Origin of the sequence: Streptomyces sp. NPDC006296, from assembly GCF_040613235.1 — a bacterium.
GTDB lineage: Bacteria > Actinomycetota > Actinomycetes > Streptomycetales > Streptomycetaceae > Streptomyces.
On record NZ_JBEXRT010000001.1, the window covers coordinates 24,508 to 45,134 of the forward strand.

At 73.1% G+C, this 20,627-nt stretch carries 18 protein-coding genes and 3 tRNA genes; 10 read left to right on the plus strand and 11 right to left on the minus strand.

All coding sequences use genetic code 11. From position 1 onward, the window contains the following. Positions 1–7 precede the first annotated feature (7 nt). From ABZ172_RS00115 to ABZ172_RS00130, 4 genes are all read right to left on the minus strand, one after another. Positions 8–640 carry a class F sortase gene (locus tag ABZ172_RS00115; RefSeq protein WP_356878441.1) on the minus strand — a complete coding sequence of 211 codons (633 nt, stop codon included), beginning with the start codon at positions 638–640 and terminating at the stop codon, positions 8–10. Between the two features lie 23 nt (positions 641–663). Further along, entirely contained in the window at positions 664–1,329 is a 666-nt protein-coding gene (locus ABZ172_RS00120; RefSeq protein WP_356878443.1) for a hypothetical protein, read from the minus strand. A gap of 380 nt (positions 1,330–1,709) precedes the next feature. Continuing rightward, a complete protein-coding gene (locus tag ABZ172_RS00125; RefSeq protein ID WP_356878445.1) occupies positions 1,710–2,189 on the minus strand; it encodes a DUF5990 family protein in 480 nt (159 codons plus the stop codon). 29 nt (positions 2,190–2,218) lie between these two features. Beyond that, on the minus strand, positions 2,219–3,013 hold the full coding sequence (locus ABZ172_RS00130; RefSeq protein ID WP_356878447.1) for an aminotransferase class IV family protein: 795 nt from the start codon (positions 3,011–3,013) through the stop codon (positions 2,219–2,221). A 137-nt stretch (positions 3,014–3,150) separates the two neighbouring features. Here ABZ172_RS00130 and ABZ172_RS00135 point away from each other — a divergent pair, with 137 nt between their 5' ends. Both ABZ172_RS00135 and cutA read left to right on the plus strand, forming a co-directional pair. After that, entirely contained in the window at positions 3,151–3,729 is a 579-nt protein-coding gene (locus tag ABZ172_RS00135; RefSeq protein ID WP_356878449.1) for an NAD(P)H-dependent oxidoreductase, read from the plus strand. Positions 3,730–3,782: 53 nt separating this feature from the next. Continuing rightward, a complete protein-coding gene (gene cutA / locus ABZ172_RS00140; RefSeq protein ID WP_356878451.1) occupies positions 3,783–4,118 on the plus strand; it encodes a divalent-cation tolerance protein CutA in 336 nt (111 codons plus the stop codon). A gap of 426 nt (positions 4,119–4,544) precedes the next feature. On the opposite strand, the gene ABZ172_RS00145 is transcribed toward cutA, so the two are convergent. Continuing rightward, on the minus strand, positions 4,545–5,282 hold the full coding sequence (locus tag ABZ172_RS00145; RefSeq protein WP_356878880.1) for an ElyC/SanA/YdcF family protein: 738 nt from the start codon (positions 5,280–5,282) through the stop codon (positions 4,545–4,547). 299 nt (positions 5,283–5,581) lie between these two features. Here ABZ172_RS00145 and ABZ172_RS00150 point away from each other — a divergent pair, with 299 nt between their 5' ends. From ABZ172_RS00150 to ABZ172_RS00170, 5 genes are all read left to right on the plus strand, one after another. Then, positions 5,582–6,487 (plus strand): sirohydrochlorin chelatase, encoded by a 906-nt coding sequence (locus tag ABZ172_RS00150; protein WP_356878453.1) that lies wholly within the window; start codon positions 5,582–5,584, stop codon positions 6,485–6,487. Between the two features lie 36 nt (positions 6,488–6,523). Further along, positions 6,524–7,834, plus strand: coding sequence for a deoxyguanosinetriphosphate triphosphohydrolase (locus ABZ172_RS00155; protein ID WP_356878455.1), 1,311 nt, complete (start codon positions 6,524–6,526; stop codon positions 7,832–7,834). A 118-nt stretch (positions 7,835–7,952) separates the two neighbouring features. Beyond that, positions 7,953–9,212: an FAD-dependent oxidoreductase gene (locus ABZ172_RS00160; RefSeq protein WP_356878457.1), complete on the plus strand. Its 1,260-nt coding sequence runs from the start codon at positions 7,953–7,955 to the stop codon at positions 9,210–9,212. A 100-nt stretch (positions 9,213–9,312) separates the two neighbouring features. Beyond that, positions 9,313–11,220 (plus strand): DNA primase, encoded by a 1,908-nt coding sequence (gene dnaG / locus ABZ172_RS00165; protein ID WP_356878459.1) that lies wholly within the window; start codon positions 9,313–9,315, stop codon positions 11,218–11,220. 177 nt (positions 11,221–11,397) lie between these two features. After that, positions 11,398–12,474, plus strand: coding sequence for an RNA polymerase sigma factor (locus tag ABZ172_RS00170; protein WP_356878461.1), 1,077 nt, complete (start codon positions 11,398–11,400; stop codon positions 12,472–12,474). 331 nt (positions 12,475–12,805) lie between these two features. On the opposite strand, the gene ABZ172_RS00175 is transcribed toward ABZ172_RS00170, so the two are convergent. The 5 genes from ABZ172_RS00175 to ABZ172_RS00195 form a co-directional block, all read right to left on the minus strand. Next, complete coding sequence (locus tag ABZ172_RS00175; RefSeq protein WP_356878463.1) at positions 12,806–13,291, minus strand: peptidoglycan-binding domain-containing protein; 486 nt, start codon at positions 13,289–13,291, stop codon at positions 12,806–12,808. Between the two features lie 572 nt (positions 13,292–13,863). Further along, positions 13,864–15,786, minus strand: coding sequence for an ABC transporter ATP-binding protein (locus tag ABZ172_RS00180; protein WP_356878465.1), 1,923 nt, complete (start codon positions 15,784–15,786; stop codon positions 13,864–13,866). Then, positions 15,786–17,519, minus strand: coding sequence for an ABC transporter ATP-binding protein (locus ABZ172_RS00185; RefSeq protein ID WP_356878467.1), 1,734 nt, complete (start codon positions 17,517–17,519; stop codon positions 15,786–15,788). Before ABZ172_RS00185 ends, ABZ172_RS00180 begins: the two co-directional genes overlap by 1 nt. Before the next feature lie 136 nt (positions 17,520–17,655). Beyond that, a complete protein-coding gene (locus tag ABZ172_RS00190; RefSeq protein WP_356878469.1) occupies positions 17,656–19,101 on the minus strand; it encodes an FGGY family carbohydrate kinase in 1,446 nt (481 codons plus the stop codon). 101 nt (positions 19,102–19,202) lie between these two features. Next, positions 19,203–19,505 (minus strand): YtxH domain-containing protein, encoded by a 303-nt coding sequence (locus tag ABZ172_RS00195; RefSeq protein ID WP_356878471.1) that lies wholly within the window; start codon positions 19,503–19,505, stop codon positions 19,203–19,205. A 182-nt stretch (positions 19,506–19,687) separates the two neighbouring features. Here ABZ172_RS00195 and ABZ172_RS00200 point away from each other — a divergent pair. From ABZ172_RS00200 to ABZ172_RS00210, 3 genes are all read left to right on the plus strand, one after another. Further along, a tRNA-Asn gene (locus tag ABZ172_RS00200) sits at positions 19,688–19,760 on the plus strand. A 5-nt stretch (positions 19,761–19,765) separates the two neighbouring features. Next, a tRNA-Asn gene (locus tag ABZ172_RS00205) sits at positions 19,766–19,838 on the plus strand. Positions 19,839–20,049: 211 nt separating this feature from the next. Beyond that, a tRNA-Ile gene (locus ABZ172_RS00210) sits at positions 20,050–20,123 on the plus strand. A 70-nt stretch (positions 20,124–20,193) separates the two neighbouring features. Here the strand turns inward: ABZ172_RS00210 and ABZ172_RS00215 are convergent. Continuing rightward, positions 20,194–20,604 carry a transposase gene (locus tag ABZ172_RS00215; protein WP_356878473.1) on the minus strand — a complete coding sequence of 137 codons (411 nt, stop codon included), beginning with the start codon at positions 20,602–20,604 and terminating at the stop codon, positions 20,194–20,196. Positions 20,605–20,627 lie beyond the last annotated feature (23 nt).

The following is a 20,627-nucleotide window of genomic DNA, read 5'->3' on the forward strand; positions in this document are numbered from 1 at the left end:
CGGCCCGTCAGCGCACCCCGGTGAGGTGGGCGAACGCCACCACATTGCCCTGGTAGCCGGTCTCGCGGGTGTAACCGCCGCCGCAGGTGATCAGCCGCAGCGAGGCGTCCGGGGTGGGGCCGTAGACCCGCTTGTCCGGGAACGCGTCGTTCTCGTAGACCTCGACCGCGTCGACGGAGAAGACGGCGGTGCGGCCGTCCCGGCGGTCGATCTCGACCTCGGCCCCCTTCTTCAGGGAGCCCAGGGAGTAGAACACCGACGGCCCCTGCGCGTCGTCCACGTGGCCCGCGACGACGGCGGTCCCCCTGGCGCCGGGCGGGGTCCCGTCCTCGTACCAGCCCGTCAGGTTGCGGTCGCCCGCGGGCGGTGCGTCGAGGCTGCCGTCCGGGCCCAGGCCGAGGCCGGTCATCGGCGCGTCGACGCCGATGCCCGGGATGCGGATCCTGACCGGCACCGAGGGGCGCAGCGGCCGGGCCGCCCCGGTCCCCGGCCGGGGCTGTGCGCCCGCGGTGAAGGCCTCGGCCCCGGACGGCTGGGGCGCGGCGGTCTCGACGGCGGCCCCCTGGTGGATCAGCCATGCCCCGCACAGTGCGGCGATGCCCGTCAGCCAGGCCCTGGCCCTCAGTGTGGTCCGGTCCACGGCCCGTCCTCCGCCGGCCGCCCTCAGCGGCGCGGGCCGTACGCGCGGCGGCTGCGGCGCAGCAGCAGGACGCCGGCCACGGCCGCCGCTCCGACCAGCCCCGCGCCCGCGGCGAGCTGGGCGGTGTCGGGAGCGGCGCTGCCGCCGACCCCCGTGCCCACGTGCCCGGAGGGCCGGCTGGGAGTGGGGGCGGTCGTGGGCCGGTGCTCCGGCGGCACGGGCGGCTTCGCGGACCCCGGCCCGGTCTCGGCGGGGTCGTCGGGGGCCGGGCGGTTCCCCGTGCCGGTCCCGGGGCGCTGGGCCGTGCCGGCCCCGTCCCCCTCGCCCATGGTGCCGGTGTCTCCCTCGTCGGACCGGGGCCACGAGGTCCCGGACACCGCCGACGGGTCCTCGGGCCTCGTCGGACCGTCGGCCGGACCGAGGTCGTCGGCCTCCGGGTCCATGAGCGGATCCAGGCCGTCCCCGACCGCCGCCGGGTCGTCGGCCGCGGCTCCGTCGTCGTCGCAGGGGGCCATGGCCGGCGACCCGGCCTCGGGGCCGCAGTCCGCCGGGGCGGGCGCCGCCGCCACGAACCGCTCCGGTCCGGCGGAGCCCCCCTCCGCGTGGGCCGACGGGGCGGCGAGGCCGAGCGCGGCGGCGGTGAGGGCCGCGGCTGCGGTACCGGTCACGAGGCGGGCGGGGCTGCGCATGGGAATCCTCCGGTCCGACGGATGTGTCCTGACCTCCGAGGAAAGGCCCCGCGCCGGCACCCCGCATGCTGACGAACCGTCAGCTTTCACCCGTACGGGCCTGGCGGGCGCGCCCGGCCGTCCGGCCCCGTGCAGGTCGCGGCGGTGGTCGGGATCGCGGGACGCGGCCGGTGCCGATCGGGTGACCGCCCGTTGACGATCTGTGACACAGCTCACAGGAGTGTCCCGGGGGTGGTCGGGCAAACGCTCCCTACCCCCCACGGGATGGCAGCCTTCCGGCCGCCCCCACGGCAACTGCCCTCACCGGCCTCTCCCCCCCGGGGCCGGTGAGGGCGGTGTCGTGTGACGCCCTCGTCCCGGGGCCCCCGCCGCGCCGCCGCTCAGCTCCCGCGCGTGCCGTCGCCGTCCTCCGTGGCGGACCAGGTGACGTCCGGCGGGCGCACCCGGGCGCACCGCGGCTGCCCCCGGCCGTCGGTCAGACGCAGGCGCGCCGTGAGGTGCCCCGTCCGCACCGCGGCCCGCAGGACCTCCGGGTCGATGTCACTCATCATCAGCTTGGCCCGGCGGAACATGGTGAAGACGCCTGAGTCGTCCACGGTGCCCCAGGACAGGTAGACGAAACGCCCCCCGAACCTGTTCTGGACGTACGGCCCCGACACCTCGACGCCCTCCGGGGTGGACACGGCGGTGCAGTCCAGGGTCCAGGAGGCGTCCGCCGCGTCGCCGGGGGACAGGCCGAGCAGCTCGCCGGGCCGGTCCGTGCGCTGCACGCCGACGTGGATGTTGTCGAGACCGGCGAAGTCGGTACCGGGGCCGCAGGAACGCCCCGGGAGGTCCGACGCTTCGATGTGGATCTGCATGCGCTCCATGGTCGCGTACGCCGAGGCGGTCAGACGGCGTCGCGCGGCGCGTCCTCGTACACCCGTGCGAGGAGTGCCATCAGATCCGCGTCGACGGGGAACGGGGTGTCGTCGATCCGGTGGACCGGGGCGATGCCCTGCGAGTTGGTGACGAAGGCCGCCCGGTAGGCCCCCAGCCCCTCCAGCGTCACCCCGCGCCGCACCGAGGGGCGGTCCGTCCGCGCCAGGCCGTGCTCCAGCAGCGCCATGGTGGTCCCGGCCAGCGCGGGGGCGTCCGGCCAGACCACCGAAGCGCCGTCCCAGAAGCCGATGTTGGTGATCGACCCCTCGGTCACCATGCCGCCGGGCGAGGTCAGGAGCGCCTCGTCGAAGCCCGCCCGCTCGGCCTGCCGCCCGTAGTAGATCTGGCCGAACTCACCGGGACGCTTGATGTGCGGGACGGAGCGCGCGAACGGGACGGACATCAGGCTCCGCGGCGTACCGTCCGCGTGGACCGGCTCCCGCACCGTCACCATCGTCACCGTCTCCGCGCGGTCCGGCGGGAGGTAGCCGTGCACCCGGACCGAGGCGTCCCGCCTCCCGGCGCCGTCGAGCGCGTGCCCGATCAGCTCCCGCACGCGACCCCCGTCCAGGGGTGCTCCGAAGAGCTCCCGGTTCGCGGCGTCCAGGCGGTCCAGGTGCCGTGCGAGGCCGCGCACCGTACGCTCCCTGACCTGCATCGCCGTGAAGTGGCCGTAGCCCGCGAAGGCCGGGATCCGCAGGTCCTGCTCGGTGGCGGGGCGCCCGTCGAACTCGACGTGGAGGTCCGGTGCGGAAGTCGTCATGGCCTCCAGCGTAGGGGCTGTCCCGTCGCCCCCGGCGGGCGCGACGAGGGCCGCTCCACCCCGCCGGAACGCCCGCCCCCGGACGGCGCGCCGCACCGCTTGACCTCAAGCGCGGTCGAGGGGCGAGGCTTCGGTGCATGGACATCGACACAGGTACTCCCGCCCCGTCCGACGCCCCGCTGAAGGTGGCCGTCATCCTCGGCAGCAACCGCGCGGGCCGCTTCGGGCCCGTCGTCGCCGCGTGGTTCCTCCGACGGGCGGCCGCCCACCCGGAGATCGAGACCGAACTGATCGACGTCGCCGAGACCGAGCCGCCCGCCGCCGGGGCCGCCGAGGCGACCGCGCGACTGGCCCGCGCCGACGCGTTCGTCGTGCTGACCCCCGAGTACAACCACTCCTACCCGGCCCCGCTGAAGCACCTCATCGACCGGCACTTCGCCGAATGGCAGGCCAGACCCGTCGCGTTCGTGTCGTACGGCGGGATCTCCGGCGGCCTGCGGGCCGTCGAGCACCTGCGCCAGGTCTTCGCCGAACTGCACGCGGTCTCCGTGCGGGACACCGTCTCCTTCCACGGGGCCGGCGCCCTCTTCGACGACCGGGGCGAACTCCTGGACCCGGCCCCGGCCGACGGGGCGGCCAAGCGGATGCTCGACCAGCTCGTCTGGTGGGGCCGCGCCCTCCGGGAGGCCAGGGCCCGGCGCCCGTACGGCGCCTGACCCGGCGTGGCACACAATCGAGGGATCCGACGCCGACGACGAGGAGGGGCGGGATGAACGAGCCCGCACGGCTGGCCGTACTGACCACGACGGACAGCGAGGAGAAGGCCCGCACCCTGGCCCGGGACGCGGTGGCGGCGCGACTCGCCGCCTGCGCCCAGATCTCGGCACCCGTCACCTCCGTGTACCGGTGGCAGGGCGAGGTCGAGACCGCCGAGGAGTGGCAGGTGCTGTTCAAGACGACGACCGAGCGCTACGACGAACTGGAGGCCCACCTCCTCGCGGCGCACGACTACGCGACGCCGGAGATCATCGCGATGCCCGTCGTGCGCGGCAGCGAGCCCTACCTCGCCTGGCTGTCCGCCGAAACGGCGCCCGCGGCGCCCTGACGGCCCCGGCCGGTTCCGGGGTGCCGGGCCGCCGCACCCCGGCGGGCCCGGTCACACCCGCCCCGCCGGCCGGCCGCCCCGCCCCGCCTGGCCTGGCCACGCCCGCCCCGTCGGCCGCACCCGGGAGGAGCGCCCGGCGGTCTCTCGGCCCGGACGGTCCCACGGCCGCGCGGCGCCTCCGGGCTCCGGTGGCCCCAGGGCCGCGCGGGGCCGTCGGGGCAGGCGGGGGCCCGCGGCGCCCGGCGGTGAGACCGGCGGTGGGTTGGGGCGTCGGGGCGCGCGGACGGGGCCGGCGGTGGGCGACCCGCGGCCCGCCCCCCCCAGGTTCCCCGGCGGCGGACGACCCGCGGCCCGCCCCCAGGTCACCCGGCGGCGACCCGCCCCCAGGTCCCCCGCCCCGGCCCTCGCGGCCCGGGTCCCCGCGCCTCAGCCCGCTCCGTCCGCCGCCCGGAGGCCGTCCGCGAGCGCGTCCGCCACCCCCGTCTCCCGCGGCCCCAGGAAGTGCGGATCCGGCTCGAACGCCATGTCCAGGAGCGCCTTGCCCGCCGCGAACACCTCCCGTGTGCCGCCGTAGTACCAGGTCACGTCGTGGACGTCGGCGGCCCCGACCCCGTACGCGTCGATCCCGGCCGATCGGCACAGCGCGATCGCCCGCCGGATGTGGAAGCCCTGGCTCACCAGGACGGCCCGGTCCACCCCGAACACCTTCCTGGCCCGGACGCACGAGTCCCAGGTGTCGAAGCCCGCGTGATCGCTGACGATCCGCCCGTCCGGCACCCCGTGCGCCACGAGGTAGGTGCGCATGGCATCCGGTTCGTCGTACTCCACGCGGCTGTGGTCGCCGGTGACCAGCACCACCCGGACCTTTCCGGTCCGGTACAGCTCGGCGGCCGCGTCCAGCCGGTGCGCGAGATACGGCGACGGCCGGCCGTCCCACAGCCCCGCCCCGAACACCACGGCGACCAGCCGCTCCGGGGCGTCCGCCGTCGTCCGCACCCGGGCGTCGGCGGTGGTGTGCAGCAGGGCCGCGGGTGTCAGCGCCACCGCGCAGGCGACCATCAGCGCCTGCACCAGCCGCCGCTGCCCCCGCCGGGTGCGCGGCAGGCGCAGCCTCCCGGCCCCCGACCGCACACGGCGCAGCCCCTCCGCCATCCTCGACCGCATGCGGCGCAGGCCCTCCGCTGTCCTCGGCCGCATGCGGCCCCCCTGTGCTCGTACCGGATCTCCCCCTGAGGGGACGAACCACGGCGGCGAAAAGTTCGCCCCGGCCCCCGGTCCGGTCGCCACCCGCTCCGGCGCCGGGATCCCGCACGGACCGGACCCGCCCGCTCCGGCACCCCCCACGCGTGCAGAACACGCCCGGCCGGGTCCTGACATCATGGACACCGACCCCGTCGGGCGGAGACAGACCTCCGTCACCCCGGCGAAACGGTCCGGCAACGTCGGCCCGGCACGATCGGCCCATGACGGAGCCGGCGCCGGAGCACCCCCGCGAGTCCCCGCCCCTCGACAGCACGGCACAACTCCTGACCCGCATCTCCCGGAGGCTCGGAACCCAGCTCAGCCTCGTCTCCCCGAACGGAAGCCGCAGCCCCATGCACCGCATCCGGAGATCCGCCCCCACCCTGGTCGCCGTCGCGCACGGCAGCCGGGACCCGCGGGCCCTGGCCACCGTCCTGGAGCTGCTGGACCGGGTGCGGGAGCTGCGCCCCGGTCTCGACGTCCGGCTCGGCCACATCGAGCTGAACGAACCCCTGCTGGCCGACACCCTGGACGGCCTCGCGCAGGGCGACGCCGTGCTCGTACCGCTGCTGCTCGGCCGCGGCCACCACGTCCGGCACGACCTGCCCCGCGCCGCGGCTGCCGCCCGCCACCTCCGCACCCGTGTCGCGGCCCCGCTCGGACCGCACCCGCTGCTCGTCGACGCCCTGCACGCGCGCCTCGTCGAGGCCGGCTGGCGGGACGAGGACGGCACGGACGGCGGCGCCGCCGTCGTGCTCGCCGCCGCCGGATCGCGCGACCCCGGCTCGGACGCCGACGCCCGCCGCACCGCCGCCCTGCTCAGCGACCGCCTCGGCGGGATCCCCGTCGTCCCCGCCTACGCCTCGGCGGCCGCCCCCACCGTCCCGGACGCCCTGCGCGCACTCGCCGCCCAGGGCCGCCACCGGGTGGCCCTCGCCTCGTACTTCACCGCCCCCGGCCGCTTCGCGACGCTCTCGGCGGCCGCCGCACCGGGCGTCGCCGCCGCACCGCTCGGCGCGCACCCGGCGATGGCCCGCCTCCTGCTGCACCGCTACGACCAGGCCCTGCACACCGGTGGGCCCGCCCACGCGGCCCTGACGCATCCACCGTTCCCGGCGACCGCCTGACCCGCGCCGTCGGTCCGCCCGTCTAATCTCGGGAGCATGGACGGTACGCACGACCCCCTGGACACGCCCTACGGCGCAGCGGACACCGAGCGCTGGGACACCGAGTCCGACAAACGGTCCGGCCGCACCGCGTTCCAGCGCGACCGGGCACGCGTGCTCCACTCCGCCGCCCTGCGCAGGCTCGCCGGCAAGACCCAGGTCGTCACCCCGGGCACCCGCAGCGGGGCCTGGGACGCCAGCCCCCGCACGAGGCTCACCCACTCCCTGGAGTGCGCCCAGGTCGGCCGGGAGCTCGGCGCCGCCCTCGGCTGCGATCCCGACCTCGTCGAGGCGGCTTGCCTCTCCCACGACATGGGCCACCCGCCCTTCGGCCACAACGGCGAACAGGCGCTCAACGACTTCGCCTCGGACTGCGGCGGCTTCGAGGGCAACGCCCAGTCGCTGCGGCTGCTGACCCGGCTCGAACCCAAGCGCTTCGTCCGCGACCCGCGCAGCGGAGAGCTCGTCAGCGTCGGGCTCAACCTCACCCGGGCCGCCCTGGACGCCGCCACCAAGTACCCCTGGCCCCGGGGCGCGCACCCCACCGACCCCGACTCACCGAAGTTCGGGGTGTACGCGGACGACCTGCCCGTCTTCTCCTGGGCCCGGGAGGGCGCGCCGCGGGACCGCACCTGCTTCGAGGCCCAGGTCATGGACTGGTCCGACGACGTCGCCTACTCGGTGCACGACTTCGAGGACGGACTGCACGCCGGCCACATCGACCCGGGCCACCTCTTCGCGGAGCCGGAGCGGGCGGACATCTGGGCCGTCGCCGTCGGCCGGTACGTCCCCGCGGACACCGACCCGCAGGAGCTCGCCGACGCCCTCGACCGGCTCACCGCCCAGGAGTGGTGGCCGCGCTGGTACGACGGCACCGCGGTCGCCCAGGCCCGGCTGAAGGACGCGACCAGCCAGCTCATCGGCAGGTTCTGCCTCGCCGCCGAGACCGCGACCCACTCCGCGTACGGCCCGGGACGGCTCACCCGGTACGGCGCCGAGCTCGTCGTCCCGCGGGAGGTGCGCAACGAGTGCGCCGTGCTCAAGGCCGTCGCGGACCGTTACGTCATGCAGCGCGCCGAGCAGGAGGCCATCCGCGCCGGACAGCGGATCGTCATCGCCGAACTCGCCGCCGCCCTCACCGCACGCGCGCCCGAAGGACTGGAGCCCCAGTTCCGCGCCCTGTACACGGCGGCCCCCGACGACCGTGCCCGCAAACGGGTCCTCGTCGACCAGATCGCCGCACTGACGGACGCCTCCGCCCGGTCCCTCCACGGAACCCTCACGGGAGCGCGGCAGACTGGACCGTGACCGGGCCGCCCGCCACAGGCCGTGACCTGATCGGGGCACACCCTCTTTCGCCATCACGCTGCCTGCGGGACGCTCGCAGGTGGAGGCGCCGCTCAGCCAAGTACCGAGGAGGCATCAAGTGGTCGACGCACATCGGACGTTCGTCATCATCGGCGGAGGGCTCGCCGGAGCGAAGGCGGCCGAGACACTGCGGGCGGAGGGTTTCAGCGGCCGGGTGATCCTCATCGGCGACGAGCGCGACCATCCGTACGAGCGGCCTCCCCTGTCCAAGGGCTACCTGCTGGGCAAGGACGAGCGGGACTCGGTCTTCGTCCACGAGACCGCCTGGTACGCGGGTGCCGACATCGAGCTCCACCTCGGCCAGACGGTCACCTCCGTCGACCGGGCCGGCCGGTCCGTGCAGCTCGGCGACAACACGGTCGTCCACTACGACAAGCTGCTCCTCGCCACGGGGGCCGAGCCCCGCCGCCTCGACGTCCCCGGCACCGACCTGGTCGGCGTCCACCACCTGCGCCGCCTCGCCCACTCCGAGCGGCTGCGCAACGTCCTCACCGCCCTCGGCCGCGACAACGGGCACCTGGTGATCGCCGGAGCCGGCTGGATCGGCCTGGAGATCGCCGCGGCCGCCCGCGGCTTCGGCGCCGAGGTCACCGTCGTCGCCCCCTCGGCGACCCCGCTGCACCACGTCGTCGGCCCGGAGATCGGGCAGATCTTCACCGACCTGCACGCCGAGCACGGCGTCCGCTTCCACTTCGGCGCCCGCCTCACCGAGATCACCGGGCAGGACGGCCTGGTCCTCGCCGCCCGGACCGACGACGGTGAGGAGCACCCCGCCCACGACGTGCTCGCCGCGATCGGCGCGGCCCCGCGCACCTCGCTCGCCGAGGCCGCGGGCCTCGACATGGCGGACCGGGCCCAGGGCGGCGGTGTCGCCGTCGACGCCTCGCTGCGCACCTCCGACCCGCACATCTACGCCGCCGGGGACATCGCGTCCGTGGACCACCCCCTGTTCGGCGGCCGGCTGCGCGTCGAGCACTGGGCCAACGCCCTGAACAGCGGACCCGCCGCGGCGAAGGCCATGCTCGGCCAGGACGTCACCTACGACCGCGTGCCCTACTTCTTCTCCGACCAGTACGACCTCGGCCTGGAGTACTCCGGCTGGGCGCCGCCCGGCTCGTACGACCAGGTCGTCGTCCGGGGCGACGCCGGCAAGCGCGAGTTCATCGCGTTCTGGCTGAAGGACGGCCGGGTCCTCGCCGGGATGAACGTCAATGTGTGGGACGTCACCGAGGATGTCCAGAAGCTGATCCGGGCCGCCCGGCCGGTCGACCCGGACGCCCTGGGCGACCCGTCGGTGCCCCTGGAGTCCCTGCTCTGACCGCCGCGCCCGCACCGGGGACCGTCCGGCCGTCCGGAGCGGTCCCCCCCCCCGGAGCCGGCCGGTCCCGGACGCCCGGCCCCACCCGTAGACTTCACCCGTGGCAGGCAGGATCAATGACGACGACGTGAAGGCGGTCCGGGACGCGGTCCCGATCGACGCCGTCGTGTCCGAGTACCTTCAGCTGCGCAACGCCGGCGGCGGCAACCTCAAGGGCCTCTGCCCGTTCCACGACGAGAAGTCCCCCTCCTTCCAGGTGAGCCCGGGCAAGGGTCTCTTCCACTGCTTCGGCTGCCAGGAGGGCGGCGACACGATCGCCTTCGTGATGAAGATCGATCACCTCACCTTCTCCGAGACGGTCGAACGCCTCGCCGCCAAGGCGGGCATCACCCTGCGGTACGAGGAGGGCGGCTACAACCCCTCCCACCAGCGCGGCGAACGCATCCGGCTGGTCGAGGCGCACAAGATCGCCGCCGACTTCTACCGCGAGCAGCTCAACGGCCCCGAGGCCGAGATCGGCCGGAAGTTCCTCGCGGAGCGCGGCTTCGACCAGGACGCCGCGGCTCACTTCTCCGTCGGCTACAGCCCGGCCGGCTGGGACCACCTCACCCGCTACCTGCGCGGCAAGGGCTTCAGCGACAAGGAGCTCATCAGCTCCGGCCTCTCCCAGGACGGCCGGCGCGGCCCCATCGACCGCTTCCGCGGCCGGCTGATGTGGCCGATCAGCGACACCTCCGGCGACATCGTCGGCTTCGGCGCCCGCAAGCTCCGCGACGACGACAACGGCCCGAAGTACCTCAACACCCCCGAGACGTCGATCTACAAGAAGTCCCAGGTGCTCTACGGCATCGACCTGGCGAAGAAGGACATCGCCAAGGCCAGCCGCGCCGTCGTCGTCGAGGGCTACACCGACGTCATGGCCTGCCACCTCGCCGGGGTCACCACCGCCATCGCCACCTGCGGCACCGCGTTCGGCAACGACCACATCAAGATCCTCCGGCGCCTCCTGATGGACAACGGCAGCGCCCGGGTGATCTTCACCTTCGACGGTGACGCCGCGGGCCAGAAGGCCGCGCTGCGCGCCTTCGAGGACGACCAGAAGTTCGCCGCCGAGACGTACATCGCGATCGCCCCGGACAACATGGACCCCTGCGACCTGCGGCTCGCCAAGGGCGACGAGTCCGTACGCGACCTGGTCGAACCCCGCACCCCGCTCTTCGAGTTCGCGCTCCGCCAGATCGTCGGCCGGTACGACCTGGAGACCCCCGCGGGCCGCGCCGCCGCGCTCGACGAGGCCGCCGCCGTCGTGGCCAAGATCAAGACGAGCAGTGTGCAGCGCGAGGTGGCCGTCCAGCTCGCGGGCTTCGTCGGCATCCTCGACCAGGAGTTCGTCGTCCACCGGGTCCACCAGCTCGCCCAGTGGGCCCGCGGCCGGGGCGACCGCGGCCCCGCCCCGGGCAAGCCCTCCCGCGCCGGGGCCCCGCAGCACGAGATCCAGGCACCCAAGGCGCCGCCCGGCCCCGCCCTCAACCTCCGCAGCCCCGCCCACCGCACCGAGCGCGAGCTGCTCAAGCTCGCCCTGCAGAAGCCCGCCCTGGTGTCACCCGCCTTCGACGCCTACGGCATCGACGAGTTCACCGCCCCGCCCTACGCCGCGGTGCGCCAGTGCATCGCGGAGGCGGGCGGCGCGGAGACGGGCGTCGCCGAGGCCCGCGAGTACCTCGTCCAGGTGCTCGACGCGACCCCCGACGACACCGTGCGCAAGCTCGTCACCGAGCTCGCGGTCGAGGTCTTCCACGGCAAGTCCATCGACGAGACGTACGCGGGTGAGCATCTGGTGAAGGTCCGCCTGCGCGCCGTCGACCGCCGGATCGACGACGTCCAGAGCAGCCTCGCCCGGCTCGGCAGCAACGTCGCGCCGGGCGATCTGGCCGCCGCCCAGAACGAGGTCTGGGTCCTCCAGCAGTACGCCCAGTCGCTGCGGAGCCACGGCGCCGACGCCCTCTGAGCCGGGGCGGCGCCCCGGCTCACTCCGGACGGAGAAAGTCACCGCACGCCCCTCGTGGGGGTGATGTGTCGTACCCCACACTGGGGGCGGTGCCTGAGTCATCGGAGCGCGGCCGGTCCGTCCAGGGCGGACCCCCCACCCCCGCGATCCGGCAGCGATCACCTGGAGGTCGCCCCCGTGCAGACCCGGACCGTGCCGACCACGACCGAGCATGTCCCGGCGGTTCCCGCGCAGAACCGGGTCGCACGCCACCCGGAGACGGCGGGCACGCCCGAAGCGGTGCTGGAGGAACCGGTGGAGCCCCCCGAGCTCCCGGAACCCCGCAGCCGGCCGGAGACGGGCGGCCCGACCTCCGACCTCTTCCGCCAGTACCTCCGCGAGATCGGGCGGATACCGCTGCTCAGCGCGGCCGAGGAGGTCGAACTCGCCCGCCGCGTCGAGGCGGGGCTCTTCGCCGAGGAACGGCTCGCCCGCACCCCCGACCCCGACTCCGGGCTCGCCGGCGACCTGGACCGCCTCGTGGTCATGGGACGGTCGGCGAAGCGCCGGCTCATCGAGGCCAACCTGCGCCTCGTGGTCTCCGTGGCCAAGCGCTACGTGGGCCGGGGGCTGACCATGCTCGACCTGGTCCAGGAGGGGAACCTCGGACTGATCAGGGCGGTCGAGAAGTTCGACTACGCACGGGGCTACAAGTTCTCGACGTACGCGACCTGGTGGATCCGGCAGGCCATGTCCCGCGCACTCGCCGACCAGGCCAGGACCATCAGGGTCCCGGTGCACGTCGTGGAGCTGATCAACCGGGTCGTCCGCGTCCAGCGCCGCATGCTCCAGGAACGCGGCTTCGCACCCACCCCCGAGGAGGTCGCGGCCCAGCTCGGCCTGACCGCCGAACGCGTCGCCGAGGTCCAGCGCCTCGCCCAGGAACCCGTGTCCCTGCACGCCCCGGTCGGCGAGGAGGACGACGTCTCCTTCGGCGATCTGATCGAGGACGGGGACGCCGCCTCACCGGTGGAGAGCGCCGCCTTCCTCCTGCTGCGCGAACACCTGGAAGCGGTGCTCTCCACGCTCGGGGAGCGCGAGCGGAAGGTCGTCCAGCTGCGCTACGGACTGGACGACGGGCGGCCCCGCACCCTGGAGGAGATCGGCAGGATCTTCGGGGTGACCCGTGAACGCATCCGCCAGATCGAGTCCAGGACCCTCGACAAGCTGCGCGGCCACGCCTTCGCCGACCAACTGCGCGGCTACCTGGACTGAACGGCGAGCCGGGACGGCGCACGGGACCCCGCACGAGTGCCCTGCACGAGAGCTCCGCACCGGAGCCCTCCCGCGAGCCGTCCCGGCCGCAAGCACACCGGAGGGCGGGGACCGCTCCCGCCAGCCGTCCCCGCCAGCCGTCCCCGCCAGTCGTCCCCGCCAGTCGTCCCCGCCCGCCGGGCCCGCTCCGCCGCGGCCGCGGCGCAGCGTCGGGCGCTCCGGGTGTCCGGTCCGCCGGTCGCGCACGGGTGGTTCCGTGGCGGACCGGGATCTTCGGAACGCCGCCCGGGACGCCTGACCGGCTGCATGCGGAAGCGGCGAGGGGCGCCGGTCAGCTGCCGTCGCGCCTGGTGCAGGTGCTCATGATCGAGTCGTTGGCGGGGTTGTGCCACGGGAACTTCAGGTTGATCGCTGTAGCCGGCCCGTAGATGCCGTCCTGCATTTCCGGGTCCGTCGGCCACAGCAGCAGCTGCACGTGCTCCACGGCCCACGAGGTGGCGGAGCCGTAGACCCCGTCGATGTCACCCGGACGGAACTTGTTGCCACTCCTGTCCTTGACGACGTTGTAGCAGTAGGCGAGCGCCGTCTGGAGAGCCCGGACGGCCGAGCCACTCGTCCCATGACTCATGGAGCAGGCCACCGTGGTCGAGGACTTCGGGACCAGCATGAAGTACGAGCTGTTGGCCCTCGGCTTCATCTTGACGGCCTGCGTGCACTTGGGGGTCGCCGCGGCTGCCGGGGTCGCGGTGGCGACGACGGTTCCGGCCGACAGGAGGGCCACCGAGAGAAGGCCCGAGGTGATCGTGCGGATTCTCATTCACATTCCAGACGTCTTGAAGGGATCGGCACCCCGGGCCAGGTCGGAGGCCCGGAGGGGCACGCCGAAACAGGCGGCGAAGCAGCCGGCTCCGCCCGAGGCTGCCCGCCGGAGGCGCAGCCGGACCAGCCCTGCGGGACGGATGACGTCACGACGGGACGTCCCGCCCGCTGACCTGCACCGTCCCATCCTGGCCGGTCGGTTCGGCGGGACGGCCCGGCACTGCCGGACGCCCCCTCCGGCCGACCCGCAGCGCGCACCCCGGGACAGGCCGGGCCGGCCCCGAACGTCTCGCCGCCGCTCACGCCTGCCCCGCACCGGTCCGCTGGTCCCCGGCCGGGCTCCTGGCCGCCGATCGACGGGGACCCCCGCGGCACTTCCCGGCGGAGCGGGCCGTCCTCGCGCACGCCGACGGGGTCCGGCAGATCACCGGACCCCGCTGCAACCACGGCCTGACGCTCCTCTTCCACGGCTGTCTCACACCCGTACTCCTCCGGGACGGACAGCTCCGGTACGTGGAGGGGAAGGCACCCTCCGGCACCGCCGGCGCACCGGCGACCGGATGGACACCGTCAGTCGACCTCCGCCAGCGCCTGGGCGAACTGCGCCGCGTACAGCCGGGCGTAGGTCCCCTCGGCCGCCAGCAGCTCGTCGTGCGTGCCCTGTTCGACGATCGCGCCGTTCTCCATCACCAGGATCACGTCCGCGTCCCGGATGGTGGAGAGCCGGTGCGCGATGACGAAGCTCGTCCGGCCGTGGGCCAGCCGCGCCATCGCCTTCTGGATCAGCACCTCGGTACGGGTGTCCACCGAGCTGGTGGCCTCGTCGAGCACCAGGATCACCGGGTCGGACAGGAACGCCCGCGCGATGGTGATCAGCTGCTTCTCGCCCGCGCTGACGCCGGCCCCCTCGTCGTCGATCACCGTGTCGTACCCGGCGGGCAGCGTGCGCACGAAGCGGTCGGCGTGGGCGGCCCGGGCCGCCTCCTCGATCTCCTCCTGGGTCACCTCGCGCGAGGCGCCGTAGGCGATGTTCTCCGCGATCGTGCCGCCGAACAGCCAGGTGTCCTGGAGCACCATGCCTATGCCCGAACGGAGATCGTCGCGCGTCATCTTCGCCGCGTCGACCCCGTCCAGGGTGATCCGGCCGCCCGTGACCTCGTAGAACCGCATCAGCAGATTGACCAGGGTCGTCTTGCCCGCCCCGGTCGGACCGACGATCGCGACCGTCTGGCCTGGCTCCACGCTCAGCGAGAGGCCCTCGATGAGCGGCGTCTCCGGGTCGTACCGGAAGGACACGTTCTCCAGCGCGACGCTGCCCCGCAGCTCCTCCGGCCGCTCGGCCGGATCGGGGTCCGGCGTCTGCTCCTCGGCGTCCAGCAGGCCGAACACCCGCTCGGCCGAGGCGATGCCCGACTGCACCAGGTTGGCCATCGAGGCGACCTGCGTCAGCGGCATCGAGAACTGCCGCGAGTACTGGATGAACGCCTGCACGTCACCGATCGACAGCGCGCCCGACGCCACCCGCAGCCCGCCGACGACCGCGACCAGCACGTAGTTCAGGTTCGACACGAACATCATCAGCGGCTGCATGATCCCGCTGTTGAACTGGGCCTTGAACCCGGCTTCGTACAGCGCCTCGTTCTGCTCGGCGAAGTCCCGCGCGGACTCCTCCTGCCGCCCGAAGACCTTCACCAGGGTGTGGCCGGTGTACATCTCCTCGATGTGGGCGTTGAGCCTGCCCGTCACCTTCCACTGCGCCACGAAGTGCGGCTGCGACCGCTTGCCGACCCGCGCCGCGACGAACACCGACAGCGGGATCGTCACCAGCGCGACCAGCGCCAGCAGGGGAGAGACCCAGAACATCATGACGAGCACACCGACGATGGTCAGCGCCGAGTTGATGAGCTGGCCCATCGTCTGCTGCATCGTCTGCGAGATGTTGTCGATGTCGTTCGTCGCCCGGCTCAGCACCTCACCGCGCTGCTGCCGGTCGAAGTACGACAGCGGGAGCCGCGCCAGCTTGGTCTGCAGGTCCTCGCGCAGCTGGAAGACCACCCGGTTGATCACCCGGATCGACACCCGCGTCGACACCAGCATCAGCAGCCCCGCACCGACGTAGACCGCCAGAGCCACCAGCAGGATCTGGCCCACCGCACCGAAGTCGATGCCGGAGCCCGGCGTGAAGTCCACCCCGCCCAGCATGTCGGCGAGCCCGCCGTCCCCCTGCGCGCGCAGCCCGGCGATGGCCTGTTCCTTCGTGCTGCCCTCCGGCATCTGCCGTCCGACGACACCCGCGAAGATCAGGTCGGTGGCCCCGCCGAGGATCTTCGGCCCCACGACCGAGAGCGCCACGCTCAGCGTGATCGCGCCCAGCATCAGCGACAGCGGTGCCTTCTCCTTGCTGAACCTCCTCAGCAGGCGCTTCCCCGACCCCTTGAAGTCCAGGGAGCGCTCGGCCGGCCCCATCATCATCCGTCCGCCCGGTCCTGCCATCAGGCGGCCTCCGCTTCCGTCAGCTGGGAGAGCACGATCTCCCGGTAGGTTTCGTTGCCTTCCATCAGCTCGTGATGGCTGCCCCTGCCGACCACCCGGCCCTCGTCCAGCACCAGGATCCGGTCGGCGTCACGGATCGTGGACACCCGCTGGGCCACGATCACCACGGTCGCCCCGGACGTCTCGCGGGACAGCGCCCCGCGCAGCGCGGCGTCCGTCGCGTAGTCCAGGGCCGAGAACGAGTCGTCGAAGAGGTAGATCTCCGGCTTCTGCACCAGCGTCCTGGCGATCGCGAGCCGCTGCCGCTGCCCGCCGGAGACGTTGGTGCCGCCCTGCGCGATCGGCGCGTCCAGGCCGTGCTCCAGCCGCTCCACGAAGTCCTTCGCCTGCGCCACCTCCAGCGCGTGCCACAGCTGCTCGTCGGTGGCGTCCGGATTGCCGTAGCGCAGATTCGTCGCGACCGTCCCCGAGAACAGGTACGGCTTCTGCGGGACCAGGCTCACGGTCCTCGCCAGCAGGACGGGATCCAGCGTCCGCACGTCCGTACCGTCCACCAGCACCGCGCCGTCCGTCGTGTCGAACAGCCGCGGCACGAGCCCGAGCAGCGTCGACTTCCCGCTGCCCGTCGAACCGATGATCGCGGTCGTCTCCCCGGGCCGCGCCACCAGATCGACCGAGCGCAGCACCGGCTCCTCGGCCCCCGGGAAACGGAACTCCGCACCCCGTATCTCCAGATGGCCGTGGGCCGCGAGCTCCGTCACCGGAGCGACCGGCGGCACCACGCTCGATTCGGTCTCCAGGACCTCCTGGATGCGCTCGGCGCAGACCTCGGCGCGCGGCACCATGATGAACATGAAGGTGGCCATCATCACCGACATCACGATCTGCATCAGATACGCGAGGAACGCCGTCAGGGCACCGATCTGCATCCCGCCGCTGTCGATGCGGTGCGCCCCGAACCAGACGACCGCGACGGACGACAGGTTCACCACCGTCATCACCGTCGGGAACATGAGGGCCATCAGCCGCCCCGTCGACAGCGCGACGTCCGTCAGCTCCGTGTTGGCGCCCCGGAAGCGCTCCTCCTCGTAACCGTCGCGGATGAAGGCGCGGATCACCCGGTTGCCGGTGATCTGCTCGCGCAGCACCCGGTTCACGGCGTCCAGCCGCACCTGCATCGTGCGGAAGAGCGGCCGCATCCGCCGCACGATCAGGCTCACCGAGATCCCGAGGACGGGCAGCACGCCCAGCAGCACCGCCGACAGCGGCACGTCCTGGCCGAGCGCCATGACGACGCCGCCGACGCACATGATGGGCGCCGAGACCATCAGGGTGAACGCCATCAGGACCAGCATCTGGACCTGCTGCACGTCGTTGGTCGTCCGGGTGATCAGCGACGGGGCGCCGAACCGTCCGACCTCACGCGCGGAGAACGACTGCACCCGGCCGAACACCGCCGCCCGCACGTCGCGTCCCAGCGAGGACGCCGTCCGCGCCCCGAAGTAGACGGCCCCGATGTTGCAGACGATCTGCAGGACGCTGACGGCGATCATCACGCCGCCGAATTCCAGGATGTAACCCGTGTCCCCCCGCACGACACCGTGGTCGATGATGTCCGCGTTGAGGGTGGGCAGATAGAGGCTTGCGCAGGTCTGCAGGAACTGGAGCAGCACCAGCAGCCCGATGGGGCGTCTGTACGGACCCAGATGGGTCCGCAGGAGTTTTATGAGCACACGAGTCTCTCGGAGTCGGCGGAGGAAGAAGGCCGATCCATACTCCGGCACTCCGGTCCCCGACTGCCAACGCTTTTGCTCAAGCCGGGGTCAAATCAGCCGACCCCGCCCCGCTCCGTGCCACGGATGTCGTGGGTCAGTCGGTCGCGTCGAACGCCCCGGGGTGGATCTGGTCCCGGGTCGCCTCGTACTGCTGACGTACCGCGCCGCCCACCGCGAGGTCGTCGCCCGGTTCCAGCACCTGCGCCGCCGCCCCCTGCCAGGCCGGGGGAGTACGCGGATCGAGCGACCCCTGCGAGACCCCCAGCGCCCACGCGGCCTGCCGGGCCGCCCCCAGCGCCGCGTACTCTGCGGGCTCCGGCACGACCACCTGGGTACCGAACAGCGCCGGCGCCAGCTCCCGCACGGCGGGCAGTTCGGCCGCCGCGCCCAGCAGGAACACCCGCCGCACCTCCACACCCCGGTCCCGCAGCACGTCCAGGGCGTCGGCCAGCGAGCACAGCATCCCCTCGAACGCGGCCCGCGCCAGGTGCTCCGGCTTCATCGACTCCCGCCGCAGCCCGCTCAGGGTCCCCGCGGTGTGCGGCAGGCGCGGGGTGCGCTCGCCCTCCAGGTACGGCAGCAGCACCAGCCCCGACGCTCCCGGCGTCGACTTCAGCGCCAGCTCGGACAGTTCCTCCAGCCCCTCCAGCCCCAGCATCTCCACCGTGCCGCGCAGCGCGCGGACGGCGTTCGAGGTGTGGACCACCGGCAGGTGCATCCCCGTCGCGTCGGCGAAGGAGGTGATCATCCCCGTGGGGTCGGCGAGCGCCTCGTGGTGCACCGCCATGACCGAGCCCGAGGCGCCCAGCGACACGACCGCGTCCCCGACGGCGACACCCAGCCCGAAGGCGGCGGCCATGGTCTCCCCGGTGCCGGCCGAGATCAGCAGCCCCTCCGGCGTCGTCCCGGCGGCGTCGGCCGGGCCGAGCACCTCGGGCAGCGCGGCCTGGTGGCCGAGCGCCAGCTCCACGAGGTCGGGACGGTAGGAACCGGAGCCCGCCGACCAGAAGCCGGTACCGGACGCGGCCCCGCGGTCCGTCGTCCGGCGGGCCGGCCGGCCGAGGAGCTGCCACACCAGCCAGTCGTGCGGCTGCAGCACCGCCGCGACCCGCTGCGCGTTCTCCGGCTCGCTCCGGACCAGCCAGCGCAGCTTCGCCACGGGCTGCGAGGCCTGGGGCACCGCCCCGACGGCCTCGGCCCAGGCCCGGCGCCCGCCGAGCCCGTCGATCAGATCGGCCGCGGCGGCCTGGGCGCGCCGGTCGTTGCCGAGCAGCGCCGGCCGCACGAGATTGCCCTGATGGTCCAGCGGCACCAGCCCGTGCTGCTGCGCGGACACACCGATGGCCTGCACGCCTTCGAGCAGCCCCCCGGAGGCCGCCTCACCCAGTGAGAGCAGCCACGCCTGCGGATCGACCTCGGAGGCCTTGGCCTCGATCGGATGTGCGGCGTACCCCTGCCGCAGCACCTCACCGGTGTCCGTGTCGCAGACGACGATGTGCGTGAAGGCGGATGAACTGTCCAAGCCGGCCACTATGCCCATGCGGAAGATTCTGCCGCACCGCCGCCCAGACCCCGTACCCGGCCGCTCCCGGCCGTTCCCGGCCGTCCCGTACCGGGTGGTGCCCGGTACGGGAGCGGGCCTCAGGTGTTCGTCGTCCCCCAGTCGTCGCTGCCGTTCTGACCGCTGCGGTCCCGCAGCGAGCGCACCCGGTCGGAGACGGACACGGGGACCCGGTCCCCGACCTTCTCGCTCACCGAGTGGTACGCCTTGCCGGCGAAGTCCCGGCCGCCGTGCGCGGCGGACTCCGCCGCGTTCCGCACGGCGGGATTCTCGGCCAGCTGCCGCGCGGCCTTCTTCAGCTGCTCGTAACGCTCGCGCCCGGCTCGCGTGCCGAGCACGTAACCGAGCGCCACTCCGGCGATGAACGTGAGCCGGTACCGCATGGGTGCCACCCTTCCTTCACTCCGTGCCACATGTGCTGCCCGCCTACCCGCGGACACCCGAGATCACCCCGGGGGGTTACCGATTGGCGGAGCACCCCCCTGGTTGCGCTAATGTATGTGTCGCAGCGAACGCGCGCCGCTCGGCATCAGCCAGGCAGGTGCGATTCGAGGCACCGCAGCAATCCCCTGTAGCTCAATTGGCAGAGCAGCCGGCTGTTAACCGGCAGGTTACTGGTTCGAGTCCAGTCGGGGGAGCGCGATCCCCTGTAGCTCAATTGGCAGAGCATTCGGCTGTTAACCGGAGGGTTACTGGTTCGAGTCCAGTCGGGGGAGCATCACGGAAGAGGGCCCTTCGGGGCCCTCTTTCATGTGCCCGCACGCCGGTGTGGGTGACACGTTCGAGGGGAATCCCTACCGCCGGGAACCGGGCAGCACGCTGCGAGGTCTTCATGGTCATGCGAAGCCGATCATCCGCAGCAGGAGATCGTATGACCGGCTATGCTGCGGCAGACGGCGCGTACACATGTACGCGCCACGCCGTAACGGGGCGGTAGCTCAGCCGGTTAGAGCAGCGGACTCATAATCCGTCGGCCGTGGGTTCGAGTCCCACCCGCCCCACCCAGCTTCCCCAGGCAGAATCGTTCTGGCCTGGGGAAACGTGGATTTGGTGGCGTTTTTCCGTGCGGTACTAGCCGCCCGCCGTGCCGTACAGACCCGCTATCGCAGCGTGTCGGTGACACCAGATGCGTCTGACCTGGCCTTTTGTGGCCATCCGTTCGTGAGGCGTGGTGTGTAAGTCCCACGGCCGTTGGGGAAGCGACGCACGCCACGCCATGTTCTTTCTGCCGTACCTGTCGGAGCGGATCAGGCTGGACCGAGCGCATCGGGTGGGATCAGGCGGACGCATACGGCATGGACAAGGCGGCCGGGTCAGCCCAGGCGGTGCGGCCTTCGCCTGGCGGTACCAGCCGCGCAGAGACTCCGAGCTGATGCCGAGCTCCCGGGCGACGGCGGTGACCGTCCTGCCCGTGGAGTCCACAAGCGCGATCGCGTCCCTCTTGAACTCCGCGGTGTACCGCTTCGTGTGCTTGCTTTCCACCTGGTGCTACTTCCTCTGGAACC

Excerpts from the sequence above, each read along its gene's own strand:
- ABZ172_RS00120 (WP_356878443.1), bottom strand. The coding sequence starts at position 1,329 with ATGCGCAGCCCCGCCCGCCTCGTGACCGGTACCGCAGCCGCGGCCCTC.
- ABZ172_RS00125 (WP_356878445.1), bottom strand. The coding sequence starts at position 2,189 with ATGCAGATCCACATCGAAGCGTCGGACCTCCCGGGGCGTTCCTGCGGC.
- ABZ172_RS00130 (WP_356878447.1), bottom strand. The coding sequence starts at position 3,013 with ATGACGACTTCCGCACCGGACCTCCACGTCGAGTTCGACGGGCGCCCC.
- ABZ172_RS00135 (WP_356878449.1), top strand. The coding sequence starts at position 3,151 with ATGGACATCGACACAGGTACTCCCGCCCCGTCCGACGCCCCGCTGAAG.
- cutA (WP_356878451.1), top strand. The coding sequence starts at position 3,783 with ATGAACGAGCCCGCACGGCTGGCCGTACTGACCACGACGGACAGCGAG.
- ABZ172_RS00145 (WP_356878880.1), bottom strand. The coding sequence starts at position 5,282 with ATGCGGTCGAGGATGGCGGAGGGGCTGCGCCGTGTGCGGTCGGGGGCC.
- ABZ172_RS00150 (WP_356878453.1), top strand. The coding sequence starts at position 5,582 with ATGACGGAGCCGGCGCCGGAGCACCCCCGCGAGTCCCCGCCCCTCGAC.
- ABZ172_RS00155 (WP_356878455.1), top strand. The coding sequence starts at position 6,524 with ATGGACGGTACGCACGACCCCCTGGACACGCCCTACGGCGCAGCGGAC.
- ABZ172_RS00175 (WP_356878463.1), bottom strand. The coding sequence starts at position 13,291 with ATGAGAATCCGCACGATCACCTCGGGCCTTCTCTCGGTGGCCCTCCTG.
- ABZ172_RS00180 (WP_356878465.1), bottom strand. The coding sequence starts at position 15,786 with ATGGCAGGACCGGGCGGACGGATGATGATGGGGCCGGCCGAGCGCTCC.
- ABZ172_RS00190 (WP_356878469.1), bottom strand. The coding sequence starts at position 19,101 with ATGGGCATAGTGGCCGGCTTGGACAGTTCATCCGCCTTCACGCACATC.
- ABZ172_RS00195 (WP_356878471.1), bottom strand. The coding sequence starts at position 19,505 with ATGCGGTACCGGCTCACGTTCATCGCCGGAGTGGCGCTCGGTTACGTG.